We start from the raw sequence: 17,804 nt of genomic DNA on the forward strand, positions 1-17,804 counted from the left end.
CCCGATCCTGTTCCCCGGCCTGACGAACTGAGGCATCCAGATCGCCTCAATCTCGTGTTGGCTGTGTTCTTCCGAGAGAATGAGTCCGCGTGTCGTTCGCGCAAGCATCGACGGCGGCCGCAGACGGGGTGAGGGATGGTCGACTTTGGGGCGATGCTCGCGGACGCCAAGCGAGAGGCGCCCATCGAGCCGCGCGAATTGCACAGTCAGTTGAAGAAGCTGCCTGGATATGGGTATCTCCGCGATGTGCAGGCGCAGGTGCTCACAGCGTGGCATGCGCGCAGGGATGAACGCGACATCGTGATAAAGGTCAATACTGGCGGCGGGAAGACCATCGACGGGCTGATCATTCTGCAGAGCTACATCAACGAAGGCCTGGGCCCGGCGCTGTACGTCGCCCCGAGCAAGTACTTGGTCAAGCAGGTGATCGCCGAAGCCCAGAACCTGGGGCTCGCTGTCACGCAAAACGTGGACGGCGCGCAGTACCTCAACAGTGAAGCGATCGGCGTGATCAACGCCTACGAACTGGTCAACGGCCGCACAAAGTTCTCCGACCGTCGCACCTCCCGCGCTCCCGCTCCGATCGGCGCAGTCGTGGTCGACGACGCGCATGCGGCGATCGCTACCACCCGCAAGCAACTCTCGGTGACGATCGCACGGAGCAATCCCGTGTTCACAGAACTGATGGACCTATTCGCGGAAGACTTGAAGACGCAGTCCGCAGACGCATACCTTGATGTGCGCGACGACCGACGCGGGACACCGATCCGCGTCCCTTTCTGGGCGTGGAGGAACCGACTCGATCAGGCACGCAGCATTCTCCGCACGCAGACGGGTAAAGACCAGCCGCTGTACTTCGACTGGCCCGCGATCGCGGACGTGCTCGAACTGTGCCGCGTCGTGTTCAGCAACCAGGAGATGACGATCACTCCGCATTGCCCGCCAATCGAGAACATCACATCATTCGTTGCGGCGCAGCGACGCGTCTTCCTCACCGCCACGCTGGCCGATGACAGCGTCCTTGTCAGCGACTTCGGCGCCGTTGCGGCCAGCGTGGATCGTCCGATCACCCCGGTCACCGCAGGGGATATCGGCGAGCGAATGATCCTCGCACCGCAGGAAATCAACCCCGCCCTCGCTGCAGACGACATCCGGAGCGCGATCGTTGGTCTGAGCCGGGAGTACAACACTGTTGTACTCGTGCCCAGCGAGAGGTGGGCCGCCGTCTGGGCCCCTAACGCGGCCGCCGTCGCCATCGGCGAGGCGGTCGAGCCAGCGATCGAAAGGCTGCGAACCGAGCCGCACGTCGGCCTGGTCGTTCTCGTGAACCGGTACGACGGCATTGACCTGCCCGACGATGCGTGCCGTGTCCTGGTGCTTGACGGGCTTCCCGAGGCATTCAGCCCCGAGGAACGGTTAGACGCGATGCTGCGTATGGGACTCTCGGGAATCGATGACCGGCAGGTGCAGCGCATTGAGCAGGGCATTGGACGCGGCGTTCGCAGCAACGAAGATCACTGTGTCGTCTTCCTCATCGGTCCGCGACTGGCGCAGCTTACTGTCGACCCACGGACGCTGCCGCGATTCAGCCCGGCCACACAAGCGCAGCTCGCGCTTTCCCGGCAAGTCGCGACCCAGATGGACAATCTGCCCATGTCCGGCATCGTGCGAACCGCCAGACAAGCGCTCGAGCGCGACGAGAACTGGATCGCACTCGCGCTGCAGTCGCTGCGGAACATCCCGCCGCAGCCTGGCCACGTGTCGACGTCGGCCATAGCCCGCCGGAACGCGTTCGTTGCCGCCAGCACGGGCGATGCCGGCCGAGCGTGTTCGATTCTGCAGACCGCGATCGACGGCGAGGAAGATATCGCCACGGTAGGAACTCTGCTGGAGCTTCAGGCGACCTACCGCGACGCGTTGGACCCTCAGTTGGCTCAGCAGACACTCGCTTTGGCTCGCGCGAAGAACACGTACGTTACTAAGCCCTTGACAGGCCTGACATACACACCCCTCGTCGAACGGGCGCCGCAGACGGAGAGGTGCCTAGAGCGCCTCGCGAGTGCGTTCTCGACACCTGCGGCATTGCGACTCGAGTTCGAGTCGATCGTCGAAGACTTGGTGTTCGACGAACTCAGGACAGAAGAGTTCGAGGAAGCAATGCGCCGCGCCGCGCTCTACATCGGGTTGGGCTCGCAGCGCCCGGAACATGATGTGAACGTAGGACCGGACAACCTGTGGGCGCTAGGCGAGAACCGGTACTGGGTCATCGAAGCCAAGACTGGCGCTCAGAGTCCGGCCATCGGCAAGCGTGACATGGCGCAACTTTCACAATCGATGGTGTGGTTCGGGCAGCGATACGACCCGCAGGCAGTGGCTGTGCCGGTCATGGTCCACCGCTCGATCCTGGCGTACGCGAATGCGACCCCCCACAGCGGAATGAAGGTGATGACCGAACGAGGGCTCGGTGAGTTCGCCGCATCCTTGAGAGCGTTCGCTGCCGCTGTTGCAGATGCGGGATGGACGAATGCCGAGACGGTCGGGCGACTCCTGGCTGGCCACAACCTAAGCGCTGATGCGCTTCCGACCTTTCTGATGGACCAGCGCGGCGTCTACAACAAGGGCGGCGTGTAGGGCGCGATCGCGCCAGACTTCTCGCCCGCTTGTCCCGCCCGACCGTGTCCAGCGTGCCGCCCTGGCCATTGCGCCGGCATGCTCGGTCGCCGGTTGGCTGTCGACTCCGAGTTAACCCTCATGCCCAGCTCTGATGCTCCGATCCACGACGGGCTCGACGTCGAGGACCGGATGTCTACAACCCGAACTGCTGGACTCGAGCCTCAACTCGTCACAGCGGCTGCGGCTCGTACTCGAAGAACGCTGCCCTGGGCAAAACCTGCTTCGCGCGCAGCGTCCGCTTGTCTGCCGCGCTCAGGCGTGCGATTTCAGCGGCATCGTCCCAGTTTTCGCTGATGCTCGATACAAGCTGGTCGACGATGTCTCGACCTTCTGCTGCGTTAAGTCCGTAGGTCTCGGACTCACCGACGAGGGCGGCGAAGTTAGACACCTTCGCGCCACCGTCGCCTCGCCCGAAAGCCATCGCCTGTTCAAATGTGTCGCCGGACCGCTGCCCGGGTGCGAGATCGTAGGCGGGCGTCAGTTCCAGATGTGTTCCGTCCCAGAACGCCGCGTGATTGCGAGCATGGTCGTCGTTGTTGCTTATGGCGATGTTCATCGCTATGCGGCGGAACAGCTCGGGTCCTGGCCGCGTCGCGTCTTTCGCATACAGACGAAGCACGTCGAGGATCTGCGGGTATGACACGTACCGGGCGTACATCTCGTCGGTCTGCGCCATGGTCAGGCCGGAGACGACGTGGCGTCTACCGCCGCGGCCGTCTCGGTCGAACCGTCTGACCAGAAGAACTTCCTTGCCGAGAGAGGGCACGACTCTGCTGTCGGGGACGTTCATGCCAGCCCGGCGGGCGAGCTCAAGCATCGTCCCTTCGGCGTTGACCGCAGAGAACACGCGGTCGTCCGAGGATGAGAACTTCGCCAGCCATTCGCTGCCGTCCCTGTCCGTCAGGGTCGCCTTTGGACGGGCACCGCCAAGGCTCGTGCCATGAATCATGGCGGCATCGAGGCCAGGGGACAGTTCGCCGCCTTCGTCGAGGATGATCGCTGCTTCGTGCAGTTCATCGAGGGTCGCCGAGTCATCCCGGGAGACATAATCCTTACGGCTGACTTGGAAGTCCAACGCTCCGAAGCGGTTCGAGCTGGAGCTGAGCATGTAGTCGAGCTCGCTCAAGGAGTTCGGAGCGGCACCACTGCGGCGTTCGATGACACCGCGACCCCACCTGTCTGGGCTTCCGTCTCTAAGCACGCCCGCGATGGTCAGTCCGTCCACAGGCTCCTGGACCCCTGGGCGCAGCGGAAGCTCCGGGGCAAACAGGCTGATGGCGTCCGGTCGGGCCCGGTAACTCAGCCCGTAAATGAAGGTAAAGAGTGGTCCCGCCTTATCTACCCTCCCGGCGACCACTGGCTCGGAGTGGCCCGGCAGCCAAGTCCACACGTAGAGCTCAGAAGTCGTCATTGGTGCTTCCGCTCCTTGGCTGGCGTACACGGCTTGGAAGTAGGGCGAGCATCTCCTCGCCACGTTGACGACGGATCGCGATCTCGGACCGGTCTTCTACTCCGAAGATGGGAACGCCGACGAGGTCGGCGAGGTCCATCATCGTACCGACCGCCGTCCCACGGTTGCCGGCTTCAGCGGAGAGCACTGTCTGCTCCGAGACATTCGCCCGGGCAGCGAGATCCCTAGCCGTCCATGCTCGGCTAATACGACCCTGCCTGATGAGTTGGCCCCATACGGTGAGCGCATCTTGGACGTGGGGTCGTAATGGCACGCTACGCTTGGCCATCAGTTGCTCCTTTAAACATGTTTAAACGCCCTTAGGCATGTTTTATTATATCCACACTGCGTTGAGTTTCGACTTCGACTTGGTACACCAACTGGGCCAGGGCGCCGGACCATCTTGTTGGTCGACGTGATCGTCACGTGCGCGCGAGAGCCCTCGGCATCGAGGCGCACACCCAGATGCGACAAACGCTCCGTCGGTTCGCGGGTCTGTCCGACGGATGCCGCGATCCTCGCGGTTCGCACGCTCCGCGATGTCGCACCTCGCTCGCGGCTCCGCCCGGCGTTCTGCGACTACGACGACGAGCGGACCCTCCCCGTCCCCGAGCCGCGCCGCCGTCGCGCGTGCATCGACTCGTGGCGTCGCCGGTCAGCGGCCGCCTGAGCCCGAGGTGGCCGGCCGAGCGGCCCAGGCCGCGCAGGTCGCTACGCTTGACGGGTGTCGACCCTCAGTGACCTCGTCCTCGCCCAGGGGCGCAGCAGCCAGGCCGACGTCGACTGGCTGCACATGCTCGTCGGCGACCTCCAGCTGCTCGCCGACCTCGCCTTCGCCGACATCGTGCTGTGGGTGCCGTCCGGCGACGACGACTTCGTCGCCGTCGCGCATTCGCGACCGTCGAGCGCCGCGACGCTCTTCTACCGCGACTTCGTCGGGCAGGCGATCCGGGCGGAGTGGAAGGGCCTCGTCTCGCAGGCGTTCGAGGGTGGCGCCATCGTCGACTCGTCGGCGCCCGACTGGTACGAGGAGATGCCCACGCGCGTGCGCGCGGTGCCGGTCATGCGCCGGCTCTCGGTCACGGGCACCGAGCTCGCGCCCGAGCCGGTCGCGGTGATCACCCGGCACACGAACCTCGGCTCGACCCGCACGCCGAGCCGTCAGGAGCTCACGTTCAACGACTGCGCCGGCGAGCTGTTCCAGATGATCGCCTCCGGCGACTTCCCCGACCTCGGTGCGCCGACCGGGCCGCGCCGCGGTGCGCCGCGCGCCTCCGACGGCCTGATCCGCCTCGACGTCGACGGCATCACGACCTTCGCGAGCCCGAACGCGCTGTCGGCGTTCAACCGCATGGGCTTCGACGACGAGCTCGAGGGCGAGTCGCTCGCGGATGTCGCCTCCCGCCTGCTGTCGGGCAAGCTCGTCGTCGACGAGTCCCTCCCGCTGGTCGTGACCGGGCGTGCGCCGTGGCGCACCGACGTCGAGTCGCGCGGGGTGACGGTGACGCTGCGCGCCATCCCGATCCGTCGTCGCGGCGAGCGGATCGGCGCCATGGTGCTCACGCGCGACGTGACCGAGCTGCGCCACCAGGAGCAGGAGCTCATCACCAAGGACGCGACGATCCGCGAGATCCACCATCGCGTGAAGAACAACCTGCAGACGGTCGCGTCGCTGCTGCGCATCCAGGCGCGTCGCACGCACTCCGACGAGGCCCGCGAGGCGCTCACGCAGGCCATGCGACGCGTCGGCGCGATCGCGGTCGTGCACGACACGCTCTCCGAGGGCCTCAGCCAGAACGTCGACTTCGACCAGGTGTTCGACCGCGCCCTGCTGCTGGTCGCCGAGGTCGCGGCGGCGCACAACACGACGGCGCACCCGAAGAAGTCCGGGACGTTCGGCGTGCTGCCGAGCGAGTACGCGACCCCGCTCGCGCTCGCGCTGACCGAGCTGGTCACCAACGCGGTCGAGCACGGGCTCGCCGGACAGGAGGGCGACGTCGAGGTGATCGCCGGCCGTTCCGACTCGGTGCTCACCGTGCAGGTGCGCGACACCGGGTCGGGGTTGCCCGAGGGTCGGGTCGGCGAGGGGCTCGGCACGCAGATCGTGCGCACGCTCATCCAGGGCGAGCTCGGCGGCACCATCGACTGGCACACCGTCGTCGGCAGCGGCACGGAGGTCACGATCGAGGTGCCGCTGCGCTGGATCACGGCGTCCTGATCGCCGCCGCCGCATGCCGCGCGGCGGCCGCCCCGGCGGCACGAGAAACGGCACCCGCGTGATCGCGGGTGCCGTTTCCGTTCGGGTGCTGCGGGGAGTCCGCGCGTTCCGTGGGTCCCGGGGGACGGACGGCGGGCGGCCGGAGCCGCGTCGCGCGGTGGCGCGTCGGCTCAGCCGGCGCGGCGGGCGCGAGCGGCACGGCGCTTCAGGGCGCGTCGCTCGTCCTCGCTGAGGCCTCCCCAGACGCCCGAGTCCTGGCCGGTCTCGAGGGCGTACTGGAGGCAGATCTCCGTGACGGTGCATCGGGCGCAGACAGCCTTCGCCTTCTCGATCTGGTCGACGGCCGGACCGGTGTTGCCCACGGGGAAGAAGAGTTCCGGGTCGGCGGTGAGGCAGGCGGCTTTGTCACGCCAGTCCATGTAGATGCTCCTTGTGTTGTCGGTTCGCAGCGGACGCACGCGTGCGCCGCCGGAAACCGGCGAGTGCTGCAGGGGGAAAGCCGAATCTCGGGAAGTAGGATCGGGGAAGCGATCGGCTCACGTCCCTGTGAGCATCAATTCGGCCTCGTAAATGGTCGCATAGGCATGGAAGCGAATCAAGAGTGCACTTCGGGAGATCACTGTGAATCGGCGGCCCGGACCGGGCCCTGACGGGGCGGTCGAGCGGCCCGGAGACGCGCCCCCCGCCGGCGGCCTGCGCGCGGCGCTCGTGACCGTGACCGCCCTGCTCTTCGCCGAGGCGGGGGCGCTCATCGCCGTGCTCGTGTGGCTGGTCGTCGACCTGCTCGTGATGCGTCCGTCCTCGTTCGCGACGGCGATCGCGCTCATCGTCCTCGTCGCGATCGGCGCCGCGTGGGTCACGGCGGTCGCCGTGGCATCCGTGCGACGGGCGCCGTGGTCGCGCGCCGCGGCGATCGTGTGGCAGGTGCTGCAGCTGTCGGTGGCCGTGGGCGCGTTCCAGGGCCTGTTCGCCCGCCCCGACCTCGGGTGGGCGCTGCTCGTCCCGGCGGTGACCGTCATCGGCCTGCTGCTCTGGCCGCCGGTCCGCGAGGCGTTCTCGCGCCCCGAGGACCGGGCGGCCTGACCGGCGGCTATGCCAGCCCGAGCTCCTTGCGGATGCGCGCGACGTGGCCCGTCGCCTTGACGTTGTACATGGGCGTCGCGATGCGCCCCTCCTCGTCGATGACGAAGGTCGAGCGGATGGCGCCGGTCACGGTCTTGCCGTAGAGCTGCTTCTCGCCCCACGCGCCGTAGGCCTGCTGCACCGCGAGGTCGGTGTCGGAGAGCAGCGGGAAGTTCAGGCCGTCGCGCTCCGCGAACGTCTTGAGCGTCGCCACGTCGTCCTTCGAGACCCCGACGACGCGCACGCCGGCGGCCGCGAAGGAGTTGAGGTTGTCCCGGAAGTCGCACGCCTCGGTGGTGCAGCCGGGGGTCATGGCCGCGGGGTAGAAGTACAGCACCACCTTCTGTCCGCGCAGCGAGGACAGCGTCACGGGCGTGCCGTCCTGGTCGGGGAGGGTGAAGTCGGGGGCGAGGTCGCCGGCGGCGAGTCGAGCGTCGGTCATGCCTCGATCGTAGACCGCGCCGGTCAGGCGAACGTCGCGAGCAGGCGCTGCAGCGAGTCCAGCCGCACCCGGCCCGCCTCGCCGAGCTCGCCGGCCTCGACCGCCTCGATGATGGCGCAGTCCGGGGAGTCGGGCAGGTGGGTGCATCCGCGCGGGCAGTCCTCGGCGACCGCGGCGAGGTCGGCGAACGCGCCGAGGATGTTGGCCGGATCGACGTGCCCGAGCCCGAACGACCGCACGCCGGGCGTGTCGATGACCCATCCCGTGCGATCGCCGTCGCGGAGCCGGAGCGACACCGTCGAGGACGAAGTGTGCCGACCCCGGCCGGTGACCACGTTGACGTGCCCGGTGGCGCGGTTGGCGTCGGGGACGAGCGCGTTCACGAGCGTCGACTTGCCGACACCGGAATGGCCGACGAAGACCGTCCGGTGGCCGACGAGCCGGTCGGTGATCTCGGCCAGCGGCATGTCGTCGGCACGGCTGAGGATGACGGGCAGCTCGAGCCCCGCGAAGTTGGCGAGGAAGGGACCGGGGTCGGCCAGGTCGGTCTTGGTCACGCACACGATCGGCGCGATGCCGGCGTCGTACGCCGCGACCAGGTACCGGTCGACCAGGCGCACGCGAGGCTCGGGATTGGCCGCCGCGATGACGATGAGCATCTGGTCGGCGTTGGCGACGATGACGCGCTCGACCGCGTCGGTGTCGTCGGCGCTGCGGCGGAGCAGCGTGGTGCGCTCCTGGACGCGGACGATGCGCGCGAGCGTGCCCTCCTCGCCGGAGGTGTCGCCGACGAGGTCGACCCGGTCGCCGGTCACGACGGACTTCCGGCGCAGCTCGCTCGCGCGCGCCGCCGTGATCTCCCGCTCGTCGGGCCCGCCCTCGTCGACGAGCACGGCGTACCGGCCGCGGTCGACGCCGAGCACGACGCCGGTCAGGGCGTCGGCGTGCTCGGGACGCACCTTCGTGCGGGGACGGCTGCCGCGTCGGTTGGGGCGAATGCGGACGTCGGACTCGTCGTACTCGGGCTCGTCCTCGTCGTCCTCCGTCTCCCACCAGCTCATCCGAGCATCTGCTCCCAGAGCTCGGTGAACTGCGGCAGGGTCTTCGAGGTCGAGCCGACGTCGTCGACCACGACCCCGTCGACCGCGAGTCCGACGATCGCGCCGGACGTGGCCATGCGGTGATCGGCATACGCCTTCCACTCGCCGCCGTGCAACGGAGCGGGCTCGATGCGCAGGCCGTCCTCGAGCTCGGTCACGCGGCCGCCGAGGCCGTTGAGCTCCGCGGCGAGCGCGGCGAGGCGGTCGGTCTCGTGATGGCGGATGTGCCCGATGCCCGTGAACTCGCTCGGCCCGTCGGCGAACGCCGCGAGCGCGACGAGGTTCGGCACGAGCTCGCCCGCCTCCGAGAGATCCAGGTCGACCCCGCGGATGCCGCGGCTCCCGTCGGCCTCCAGCTCGGGCGCGTGCACCGTGAGGCGGTCGCCCTCGCGTTCGACGCGCGCCCCGAAGCGGGGAAGGAGCTCGGCCAGCCGGGCGCCGACCTGCGTGGTCTCGTCGGGCCATCCGGAGATCGTCACCGAGCCGCCGGCGACGAGCGCCGCGACGAGGAAGGGCGCCGCGTTCGAGAGGTCGGGCTCGATGTCGACGTCTCGCGCCGCGATGGGGCCCGGCGCGACGCGCCAGCGCCCGACGGCCGGCTGCTCGACCGCGACGCCACGACGCGCGAGCGTGTCGATGGTCATCTCGATGTGCGGCAGGCTCGGCAGTCGCTCGCCCGTGTGCGAGAGGTCGAGCCCGCGTTCGAAGCGCGGCGCCGAGAGCAGCAGGCCCGACACGAACTGGCTCGACGCCGAGGCGTCGATCGCGAGCTCGCCGCCCTCGACCCGCCCGAAGCCGTGCACCGTGAAGGGCAGCGTGCCGCGGCCGTCGTCATCGAGGTCGACCCCGATGCCGCGCAGGCCGTCGATGACGCCGCGCATGGGCCGGCGGTAGGCGGCCTCGTCGCCGTCGAACGTGGTCGGTCCGAGCGCCAGCGCGGCGACCGGCGGGAGGAAGCGCATCACGGTCCCGGCGAGGCCGCAGTCGATCGTCGTGGAGCCGAGCAGTTCGTCGGCCGGCGTCACGCGGAGGTCGTCGCCGAACCCGCCGTCGCCGGGGATCCGCTCGAAGCCCGTGCCGAGCTGCCGCAGGCCCTCGACCATGAGCTCGCTGTCGCGCGACCACAGCGGCGCGCGCAGCACCGACGGGCCGTCGGCCAGCGCGGCGAGCACGAGCTCGCGGTTCGTCAGCGACTTCGAGCCCGGCAGTGCGAGACGCGCCGCGAGGGGCGCGCGGGCGAGGGGCGCGCGCCATCCGCCGTCGCCCTCCACGGGGCGCTGGTCGCCGTACGGATCGAACTCCGGCGCGGAATACCTCGAGATCTGCATCGGTTACCAACAGTAGCGTCCGGCGAACGTGGAAGGAGATGGTGCGCGTGTCCGTTGCGGTGCTCGAACCCCCGGCTCTCACGCAGGCCGACGATCTAGGATGGCCCGTGATGACCGGCGATGAGACTGCGACCCCGGCCGAGGCGACTCGGTCCGACGACGAGACGCGCGACCTGGGTGCGCTGTTCGAGGAGCAGGCGCTGCCGTTCATCGACCAGCTGTACGGCGCGGCCCTCCGGATGACGAAGAATCCCGCCGACGCGCAGGACCTCGTGCAGGAGACGTTCGTCAAGGCCTACGCGGCGTTCGGCTCGTTCACGCAGGGCACGAACCTCAAGGCGTGGCTCTACCGAATCCTCACCAACACCTTCATCAACACCTACCGCAAGAAGCAGCGGGAGCCCTACCAGGGCACGATCGACGACCTGGAGGACTGGCAGCTCGGCGGCGCCGAGTCCACCACGGCGACCTCCAGCCGCTCGGCCGAGGCCGAGGCGATCGACCACCTGCCCGACTCGGCGGTCAAGGAGGCGCTGCAGGCGCTGCCCGAGGACTTCCGCCTCGCCGTGTACTTCGCCGACGTCGAGGGATTCTCCTACCAGGAGATCGCCGACATGATGAACACCCCCATCGGGACCGTGATGAGCCGCCTGCACCGTGGCCGGCGACTGCTGCGCGAGTCCCTCGCCGACTACGCCCGCGAGCGCGGCTTCGCCGCAGCGCAGCCGGCAGCCCGATCGACCAGGAGCACGAAATGACCGACTGCGGCTGCGAGAAGGCCAAGGCCGAACTCGAGGAGTACCTGCACAACGAGCTGTGCCGAGAGGATGCCGCCGACATCCGCGAGCACATGGACCACTGCGACGACTGCCGCGCCGAGATGCGGGTCGGTGTCGCGATCACGGAGGTCGTGCAGCGGGCCTGCCGGGAGAGCGCGCCCGAGGAACTGCGCGCCATCGTGCTCACGCGGATCCGAACCATCCAGTCGGGCCACGGCGCACTCGTCGACTGACCCGTCCGCGGCCCCGCCGGGCCTTTCGAGTTCCGAACTTTCGATTGACGCGGGCGGCGTCCCCCGCCTCGTAGCGTCGAGCACGATGAACACGAATGCCGCCACCAGACGGAGCACCGGGCGCGTCCCGGCCTGGCTCCGCGTCCTGATCCCCACCGTCCTGATCCTCGTCTGGTTCGCCCTGTTCGGCGCGGGCGGGGCGGCGTTCGGCACGCTCTCCGACGTGCAGCAGAACGACCAGGCCTCCTTCCTGCCGGCCTCGGCCGAGGCCACCGAGGTGAACGAGCTGCAGGAGGGCTTCCGCGACACCGACGCCGTGCCCGCGATCGTCATCGTCGCCACCGACGACGGCACCGACCTGACGGCCGCGCAGCTCGACGACGTCGAGGCGCTCCGCGCCGACCTGCTCGGGCTCGACGGCGTGATCGCCGACGAGAGCTCTCCCGTCATCCCCTCCGACGACGGCGAGGCGGCGCAGTTCGTCGCGTCGATCGCGCCCGGCGACGGCGAGGAGTCCGGCGCCGGCGCGACGGTCGAGGCGATGCGCGCCGCGATCGAGGAGAATCCGATCGAGGGCACGACGGCGGCCGTCACCGGACCCGCCGGGTTCACCGCCGACCTCACCGAGGCGTTCGCGGGTATCGACGGGCTCCTGCTCCTGGTGGCCCTCGCGGCCGTGCTCGTGATCCTCATCGTCGTGTACCGGTCGCCGCTGCTGCCGATCATCGTGCTGTTCACGAGCCTGACCGCGCTGACCGCCTCGGTGTTCACCGTCGTGCAGCTCGCCAAGGCCGGCCTGCTGCTCCTCTCGGGCCAGACGCAGGGGATCCTGTTCATCCTGGTCATCGGCGCCGCCACCGACTACGCCCTGCTCTACATCGCGCGCTACCGCGAGGCGCTGACCCAGCACGAGCGCAAGTGGGATGCCACCTGGGCCGCGCTCAAGGGCTCGTGGGAGCCGATCGCCGCCTCGGCGGGCACGGTCATCGTGGGCCTGCTGATCCTGCTCGCGAGCGAGCTGAACTCGAACAAGATCCTCGGACCGGTCGCGGCAATCGGCATCGTGTTCGCGCTCCTCGCGGCGCTCACCCTCCTGCCGGCGCTGCTGCTCTGGGCCGGGCGGGTCGCGTTCTGGCCGCGCCGGCCGGCACGCCCCGCGGCCGCGCCCGCGGTCGCCGCGGACGACGCCGCGCCGGGTGCCGAGCACGGCCGGCACGCCACCGTCGTCGACCCGTCGACCACGGGCGAGCGCGGCCTCTGGGGCGCCATCGGCCGACTCGTCGGTCGCCGTCCGCGCGTCGTCTGGATCCTCTCGACCCTGCTGCTGGGCGTCATGGCGTTCGGGCTCGTCCGGCTCGACGCCGACGGCGTGCCGGCGAGCGAGTTCGTGCTGGGCGAGTCGCAGGCGCGTGACGGTCAGGCCCTCGTGAGCGAGCACTTCCCGGGCGGATCGGGCACGCCGGCCGTGATCATCGGCCCGGAGGGCGAGCTGCAGGCCATGGCGGACGTCGCCCTCGCGACGCCCGGCGTGGACTCGGTCGCCGTGCTCTCGGCGGACTCGCCGGCCGGCAGCGCACCGGTCACCGAGGACGGCATCCAGGCGTTCGGCCCTCCCGGGACCCCCGCGCCGGAGCCGACCGTCGTCGACGGCGCGGTGCTCCTGCAGGCGACCCTCGACGATCCGTCCGATTCGGCGGAGGCCGAGGCCACGGTCGTCGACCTGCGCGAGCGGCTCGACGAGGTCGGCGAGGAGGTGCTCGTCGGCGGTCCGACCGCGGTCGCGCTCGACACGAACGAGGCCGCGGTCGCCGACCAGCGGCTGATCATCCCGCTGGTGCTGCTCGCGATCCTCGTCATCCTGATGCTGCTCCTGCGCGCGATCGTGGCGCCGATCCTGCTCATCGCGAGCGTGGTGCTCTCGTTCGCCGCCGCCCTCGGCGTCTCGGCCCTCGTCTTCGAGTTCGTCTTCGGGTTCCCCGGAGCGGACCCCTCGGTGCCGCTCTTCGGGTTCGTGTTCCTCGTCGCACTCGGCGTTGACTACAACATCTTCTTGATGACGCGCGTGCGGGAGGAGTCCGCCGCGCACGGCACGCGCGAGGGCATCCTGCGCGGCCTCCGGCTCACGGGCGGCGTGATCACCTCGGCGGGCCTCGTGCTCGCGGCCACGTTCGCGGCGCTGGGCGTGCTGCCGATCCTGTTCCTCGCGCAGATCTCCTTCATCGTCGCGTTCGGCGTGCTGCTCGACACGTTCCTCGTCCGGACCCTGCTGGTCCCGGCCGCCGCGTACGACATCGGCCGCGCCATCTGGTGGCCGAGCCGGCTCGCCCGCCAGGAGCGCGAGCACGGTGCGCACGCCGCGGCCGCGTCGGCCGACGCGCCCTCGCAGGGCGACGGACCCGGCGCCGGCGACGATGAGGCCGAGCCCTCCGAGGACCGGGAGCCGGTGACCACCGGCTGAGACCGGCCGGGCGCGGCGGAGCCCACGGCCGCGCCCGGTCCCGCACCCGGCCCTCTCGGGCCCGGGAGCGTGGGAAACGCGACGAGCGGATGCCCCGTGGGGGAGGCATCCGCTCGTCGTCTGCTGCGCCGCGCGATGCGGCGCTGGGGTTACACCGTCAGCGCGCGGCGGACCAGGTCGGCCTGCTCGATCGCGTGGCGCTTGGCCGAACCGGTCGCGGGCGACGCGGCCGCGGGCCGTGCCACGACGCGCACCTCGCGCGGGCCGAGCTTGTTCGTCTCGATGACGAAGAACGGCCAGGCGCCCTGGTTCTCCGGCTCCTCCTGCGCCCACACCAGCTCGGCGTTCGGGTAGGAGTCGGCGACCGCCTTGAGCTCGGCGGCGGGCAGCGGGTAGTACTGCTCGAGGCGCACGACCGCGATCTCGGGGTTGGGGTTCTTCTCGAGCTCGGCGATCAGGTCGTAGTAGAACTTGCCGGCGAGGAAGACCACGCGCTTGACGGCCTGCTTGTCGGTGATCCGCGCATCGTCGATCACCGGCTCGAACCGGCCCTGCGTGAAGTCGCCGACCTCGCTGGTCGCGCCGCGCAGCCGCAGCATCGCCTTCGGCGTGAACACCACGAGCGGACGGCGGGGTCGCGCGTACGCCTGGCGACGCAGCAGGTGGAAGTACGACGCCGGGGTCGACGGGCGCGCGACGGTCATGTTGTCCTCGGCGCACAGCTGGAGGTAGCGCTCGATGCGCGCGCTCGAGTGGTCGGGGCCCTGGCCCTCGTAGCCGTGGGGGAGCAGGAGCACCACGCTCGAGCGCTGGCCCCACTTCTGCTCGGCCGACGAGATGAACTCGTCGATGATGGTCTGCGCGCCGTTGGCGAAGTCGCCGAACTGCGCCTCCCACATCACGAGCGCGTCGGCGCGCTCGACCGAGTAGCCGTACTCGAAGCCCATCGCGGCGTACTCGCTGAGCAGCGAGTCGTAGATCCAGAACCGCGCCTGCTGGTCGGAGAGGTTCTGCAGCGGCAGCCACTCCTGGCCGTTCACGCGGTCGTGGAGCACGGCGTGGCGCTGCACGAAGGTGCCGCGGCGAGCATCCTGGCCGACGAGGCGCACCGGGGTGCCCTCGAGCAGGAGCGAGCCGAGCGCGAGCAGCTCGCCGAAGCCCCAGTCGATCTTGCCGTTGCGGCTCATGTCGACCCGCTTGGCCATCAACTGCTGGATCTTCGGGTGCACGGTGAAGCCGGAGGGCTTGTTGTTGAACGCGTCGCCGATCGCGTGGACGACCTCGGTCGACACGCCGGTCGTCTCGAGCTCGCCCGAGGCGACCTCGGGCGCGCGCGTCGACTCGGTCGCGCCGACCACCGGGATCGCGCCGGTCTGCACCGCGTGGGTCTCCGCGAAGGCGCGCTCGAGGCGGTCCTGGAAGTCGCGGTGCGCGTTCTCGTACTCCTCCTCGGTGATGTCGCCGCGTCCGACGAGCGCCTCGGTGTAGAGCTTGCGCACCGAGCGCTTCGCCTCGATGAGGTTGTACATGAGCGGCTGCGTCATCGACGGGTCGTCGCCCTCGTTGTGGCCGCGGCGGCGATAGCAGACGAGGTCGATGACGACGTCGCGCTTGAACTCCTGGCGGTACCGGAAGGCCAGCTCGGCGACCCGCACGACCGCTTCGGGGTCGTCGCCGTTCACGTGGAAGATCGGAGCCTGGATGGCCTTCGCGACATCCGTCGAGTAGATCGACGAGCGCGCGTCGCCGGGCACGGTCGTGAAGCCGACCTGGTTGTTCACCACGAGGTGGATGGTGCCGCCCGTGCGGTACGCCCGCAGCTGCGACATCTGCATCGTCTCGACCACGACGCCCTGGCCGGCCATGGCCGCATCGCCGTGGATGAGGATCGGGAGGGTCGAGAAGGTGCCGATCGGCTTGCGGTCCTGCTTGGCGCGGACGATGCCCTCGAGCACGCCGTCGACCGCCTCGAGGTGCGATGGGTTCGCGGCGAGGGTCACGGGCACCTGCTGCCCGTCGTCGGCCGTGAAGACGCCCTCGGTGCCGAGGTGGTACTTCACGTCGCCCGAGCCCGAGAAGTTCTTGGTGTCCTGGGTGCCCTCGAACTCGCGGAAGACCTGGCCGTACGTCTTGCCCGCGATGTTGGTGAGCACGTTGAGGCGGCCGCGGTGGGCCATGCCGATGGCGACCTCGTCGAGGCCCTCCTTCGCGGCGCCCTGCAGCACCTCGTCGAGCAGCGCGATCATCGACTCGCCGCCCTCGAGGCTGAAGCGCTTCTGCCCGACGTACTTGGTCTGCAGGAACGTCTCGAACGCCTCGGCCTCGTTGAGCTTGCCGAGGATGCGCATCTGCTCGTCGTGCGTGGGCTTCTCGTACTTGCGCTCGACCTGCTGCTGGATCCAGCGGCGCTGCACCGGGTCCTGGATGTGCATGTACTCGATGCCGATCGTGCGGCAGTACGAGTCGCGCAGGACGCCGAGGATGTCGCGCAGCAGTGCCGTGCGCTTGTCGCCGAAGCCGCCGGTGACGAACTCCCGGTCGAGGTCCCAGAAGGTCAGGCCGTGGCTCTCGATGTCGAGGTCGGGGTGCGAGCGCTGGACGTACTCGAGCGGGTCGGTGTCGGCCATCATGTGGCCGCGCACGCGGAACGAGTTGATGAGCTCCTGCACGCGCGCGGTCTTGTCGATCGCGCTGGCGATGTCGACGGAGATGTCGTGGTTCCACTTGATGGGCTCGTACGGCAGGCGGAGCGCCGCGAAGAGGTCCTGGTAGAAGTTCCGCTCGCCGATGAGCAGCTCGTGCACCTTCTTCAGGAACTCGCCCGAGCCGGCGCCCTGGATGACGCGGTGGTCGTAGGTCGAGGTGAGCGTGATGGTCTTGCCGATCGCGAGGTTCGCGAGGGTCTTCTCGCTCGCGCCCTGGAACTCGGCCGGGTACTCGAGGGCGCCCGCGCCGATGATGCAGCCCTGGCCCTTCATGAGTCGCGGCACGGAGTGGACCGTGCCGATGCCGCCCGGGTTGGTCAGCGACACCGTCGCGCCCTTGAAGTCCTCGGCGGTGAGCTTGTTGGTGCGGGCCCGGCTGACCAGATCCTCGTAGGCGGCGAGGTACTCGTTGAAGGTCATGGTCTCGGCGCGCTTGATGGCGGGCACGAGCAGGGCCCGGGTGCCGTCGGGCTTCGGGATGTCGATCGCGATGCCGAGTCCGATGTGCGCGGGCTTGACGAGGCTCGGCTTGCCGTCGACCTCGGCGTAGTACACGTTCTGGCTCGGGAACTCCTTGAGCGCCTGGATGAGCGCCCACCCGATGAGGTGCGTGAACGACACCTTGCCACCGCGCGTGCGGCGCAGGTGGTTGTTGATGACGATCCGGTTGTCGATCATCAGCTTGGCCGGGATGGTGCGCACGCTCGTCGCCGTGGGGACCGCGAGCGACGCGTCCATGTTCGCGGCGAGGGTCTTCGGCAGCCCCTTGAGGGTCACGACCTCGTCCTCGCGCTCGCCGCCCTCGGCCTTGGGCTGGGGGCTCGTGACGGGGACGTCGGCGGGCACGGGCGCGGTGCGCGGGGCGACCGACGTGGTGCGCGCCTCGGGCGCCTGGCCGATCACGGCGCTCGGCGCGGTGGCGGGGTGCGAGGTGGCGGGCGGCGCGGGCGCGGCGGGTGCCTGCGCCGGTGCGGCGGCCTCGGCTGCCGGCGCGGCGGGCGCCGCGAGCGGGGCGCTCGGGGCGCTCGGGGCCGCGGCGGCCGCGGTCTCGTTCGCGGCGCGGAGCAGCTCGGCCTCGTCGGGCATCGGCGCCGGCGCGGGCGGAGCGGTTGCCTCACCGGTGCGCACCTGGCGGTAGTGCTCGAGCACCGGTCGCCAGGTCTCGTCGACGGATTGCGGGTCGGCGAGGAATCGCTCGTACATCTCGTCCACGAGCCACTCGTTGGCTCCGAACTCCGCCGACGTCGTCTCGTCGGACCCCGACCCGGTCAATTGGCTCGACACAGCCTCTCGCCC

The 17,804-nt window shown here is 69.6% G+C and carries 13 protein-coding genes; 6 read left to right on the forward strand and 7 right to left on the reverse strand.

Translation table 11 applies throughout. The annotated features are described in order from the left end of the window. Positions 1 to 135: 135 nt before the first annotated feature. Entirely contained in the window at positions 136 to 2,631 is a 2,496-nt protein-coding gene (locus JOD46_RS08450; RefSeq protein ID WP_204393333.1) for a DEAD/DEAH box helicase, read from the forward strand. A 211-nt stretch (positions 2,632 to 2,842) separates the two neighbouring features. Here the strand turns inward: JOD46_RS08450 and JOD46_RS08455 are convergent, their stop codons facing one another. Further along, positions 2,843 to 3,799, reverse strand: coding sequence for a type II toxin-antitoxin system HipA family toxin (locus tag JOD46_RS08455; protein ID WP_239562658.1), 957 nt, complete (start codon positions 3,797 to 3,799; stop codon positions 2,843 to 2,845). A gap of 271 nt (positions 3,800 to 4,070) precedes the next feature. Continuing rightward, positions 4,071 to 4,412, reverse strand: a complete 342-nt coding sequence (locus JOD46_RS08460; RefSeq protein WP_204393337.1) for a helix-turn-helix transcriptional regulator — start codon at positions 4,410 to 4,412, stop codon at positions 4,071 to 4,073. Positions 4,413 to 4,847: 435 nt separating this feature from the next. On the opposite strand from JOD46_RS08460, the gene JOD46_RS08465 reads away from it, so the two are divergent. Beyond that, a complete protein-coding gene (locus JOD46_RS08465) occupies positions 4,848 to 6,341 on the forward strand; it encodes a sensor histidine kinase (RefSeq protein WP_204393339.1) in 1,494 nt (497 codons plus the stop codon). A gap of 170 nt (positions 6,342 to 6,511) precedes the next feature. Here the strand turns inward: JOD46_RS08465 and JOD46_RS08470 are convergent, their stop codons facing one another. Next, a complete protein-coding gene (locus JOD46_RS08470; protein ID WP_055859573.1) occupies positions 6,512 to 6,760 on the reverse strand; it encodes a WhiB family transcriptional regulator in 249 nt (82 codons plus the stop codon). 289 nt (positions 6,761 to 7,049) lie between these two features. Between JOD46_RS08470 and JOD46_RS08475 the strand changes: the two genes are divergently transcribed. Then, entirely contained in the window at positions 7,050 to 7,424 is a 375-nt protein-coding gene (locus JOD46_RS08475) for a hypothetical protein (RefSeq protein ID WP_307834966.1), read from the forward strand. A gap of 7 nt (positions 7,425 to 7,431) precedes the next feature. Here JOD46_RS08475 and bcp read toward each other — a convergent pair whose 3' ends face one another. Genes bcp through aroA form a run of 3 tightly spaced genes read right to left on the reverse strand, consistent with a single transcriptional unit; the run spans position 7,432 to position 10,333 of the window. Next, positions 7,432 to 7,905 carry a thioredoxin-dependent thiol peroxidase gene (gene bcp, locus JOD46_RS08480; protein ID WP_204393341.1) on the reverse strand — a complete coding sequence of 158 codons (474 nt, stop codon included), beginning with the start codon at positions 7,903 to 7,905 and terminating at the stop codon, positions 7,432 to 7,434. A gap of 23 nt (positions 7,906 to 7,928) precedes the next feature. Further along, entirely contained in the window at positions 7,929 to 8,966 is a 1,038-nt protein-coding gene (rsgA, locus tag JOD46_RS08485; protein ID WP_204393343.1) for a ribosome small subunit-dependent GTPase A, read from the reverse strand. Continuing rightward, positions 8,963 to 10,333 carry a 3-phosphoshikimate 1-carboxyvinyltransferase gene (gene aroA, locus JOD46_RS08490; RefSeq protein WP_204393345.1) on the reverse strand — a complete coding sequence of 457 codons (1,371 nt, stop codon included), beginning with the start codon at positions 10,331 to 10,333 and terminating at the stop codon, positions 8,963 to 8,965. Before aroA ends, rsgA begins: the two co-directional genes overlap by 4 nt. A gap of 110 nt (positions 10,334 to 10,443) precedes the next feature. Between aroA and JOD46_RS08495 the strand changes: the two genes are divergently transcribed. From JOD46_RS08495 to JOD46_RS08505, 3 genes are all read left to right on the forward strand, one after another. Continuing rightward, positions 10,444 to 11,091, forward strand: coding sequence for a sigma-70 family RNA polymerase sigma factor (locus tag JOD46_RS08495; protein WP_204393347.1), 648 nt, complete (start codon positions 10,444 to 10,446; stop codon positions 11,089 to 11,091). Next, positions 11,088 to 11,345: a zf-HC2 domain-containing protein gene (locus JOD46_RS08500; protein WP_204393349.1), complete on the forward strand. Its 258-nt coding sequence runs from the start codon at positions 11,088 to 11,090 to the stop codon at positions 11,343 to 11,345. The genes JOD46_RS08495 and JOD46_RS08500 overlap by 4 nt, the downstream gene beginning before the upstream one ends. A gap of 85 nt (positions 11,346 to 11,430) precedes the next feature. After that, the gene (locus tag JOD46_RS08505; protein WP_204393351.1) at positions 11,431 to 13,803 is read left to right on the forward strand and encodes an MMPL family transporter; all 2,373 of its coding nucleotides are present in this window, start codon (positions 11,431 to 11,433) and stop codon (positions 13,801 to 13,803) included. 149 nt (positions 13,804 to 13,952) lie between these two features. Here the strand turns inward: JOD46_RS08505 and JOD46_RS08510 are convergent, their stop codons facing one another. Beyond that, positions 13,953 to 17,792 carry a multifunctional oxoglutarate decarboxylase/oxoglutarate dehydrogenase thiamine pyrophosphate-binding subunit/dihydrolipoyllysine-residue succinyltransferase subunit gene (locus JOD46_RS08510; RefSeq protein WP_204393354.1) on the reverse strand — a complete coding sequence of 1,280 codons (3,840 nt, stop codon included), beginning with the start codon at positions 17,790 to 17,792 and terminating at the stop codon, positions 13,953 to 13,955. Positions 17,793 to 17,804 lie beyond the last annotated feature (12 nt).

Source organism: Agromyces aurantiacus, assembly GCF_016907355.1.
GTDB lineage: Bacteria > Actinomycetota > Actinomycetes > Actinomycetales > Microbacteriaceae > Agromyces > Agromyces aurantiacus.

Bases quoted from the DNA above. Each gene is read 5' to 3' on its own strand.
- JOD46_RS08450 (WP_204393333.1), top strand. From the start codon at position 136: ATGGTCGACTTTGGGGCGATGCTCGCGGACGCCAAGCGAGAGGCGCCC.
- JOD46_RS08500 (WP_204393349.1), top strand. From the start codon at position 11,088: ATGACCGACTGCGGCTGCGAGAAGGCCAAGGCCGAACTCGAGGAGTAC.
- rsgA (WP_204393343.1), bottom strand. From the start codon at position 8,966: ATGAGCTGGTGGGAGACGGAGGACGACGAGGACGAGCCCGAGTACGAC.
- aroA (WP_204393345.1), bottom strand. From the start codon at position 10,333: ATGCAGATCTCGAGGTATTCCGCGCCGGAGTTCGATCCGTACGGCGAC.
- JOD46_RS08460 (WP_204393337.1), bottom strand. From the start codon at position 4,412: ATGGCCAAGCGTAGCGTGCCATTACGACCCCACGTCCAAGATGCGCTC.
- JOD46_RS08505 (WP_204393351.1), top strand. From the start codon at position 11,431: ATGAACACGAATGCCGCCACCAGACGGAGCACCGGGCGCGTCCCGGCC.
- bcp (WP_204393341.1), bottom strand. From the start codon at position 7,905: ATGACCGACGCTCGACTCGCCGCCGGCGACCTCGCCCCCGACTTCACC.
- JOD46_RS08470 (WP_055859573.1), bottom strand. From the start codon at position 6,760: ATGGACTGGCGTGACAAAGCCGCCTGCCTCACCGCCGACCCGGAACTC.
- JOD46_RS08495 (WP_204393347.1), top strand. From the start codon at position 10,444: ATGACCGGCGATGAGACTGCGACCCCGGCCGAGGCGACTCGGTCCGAC.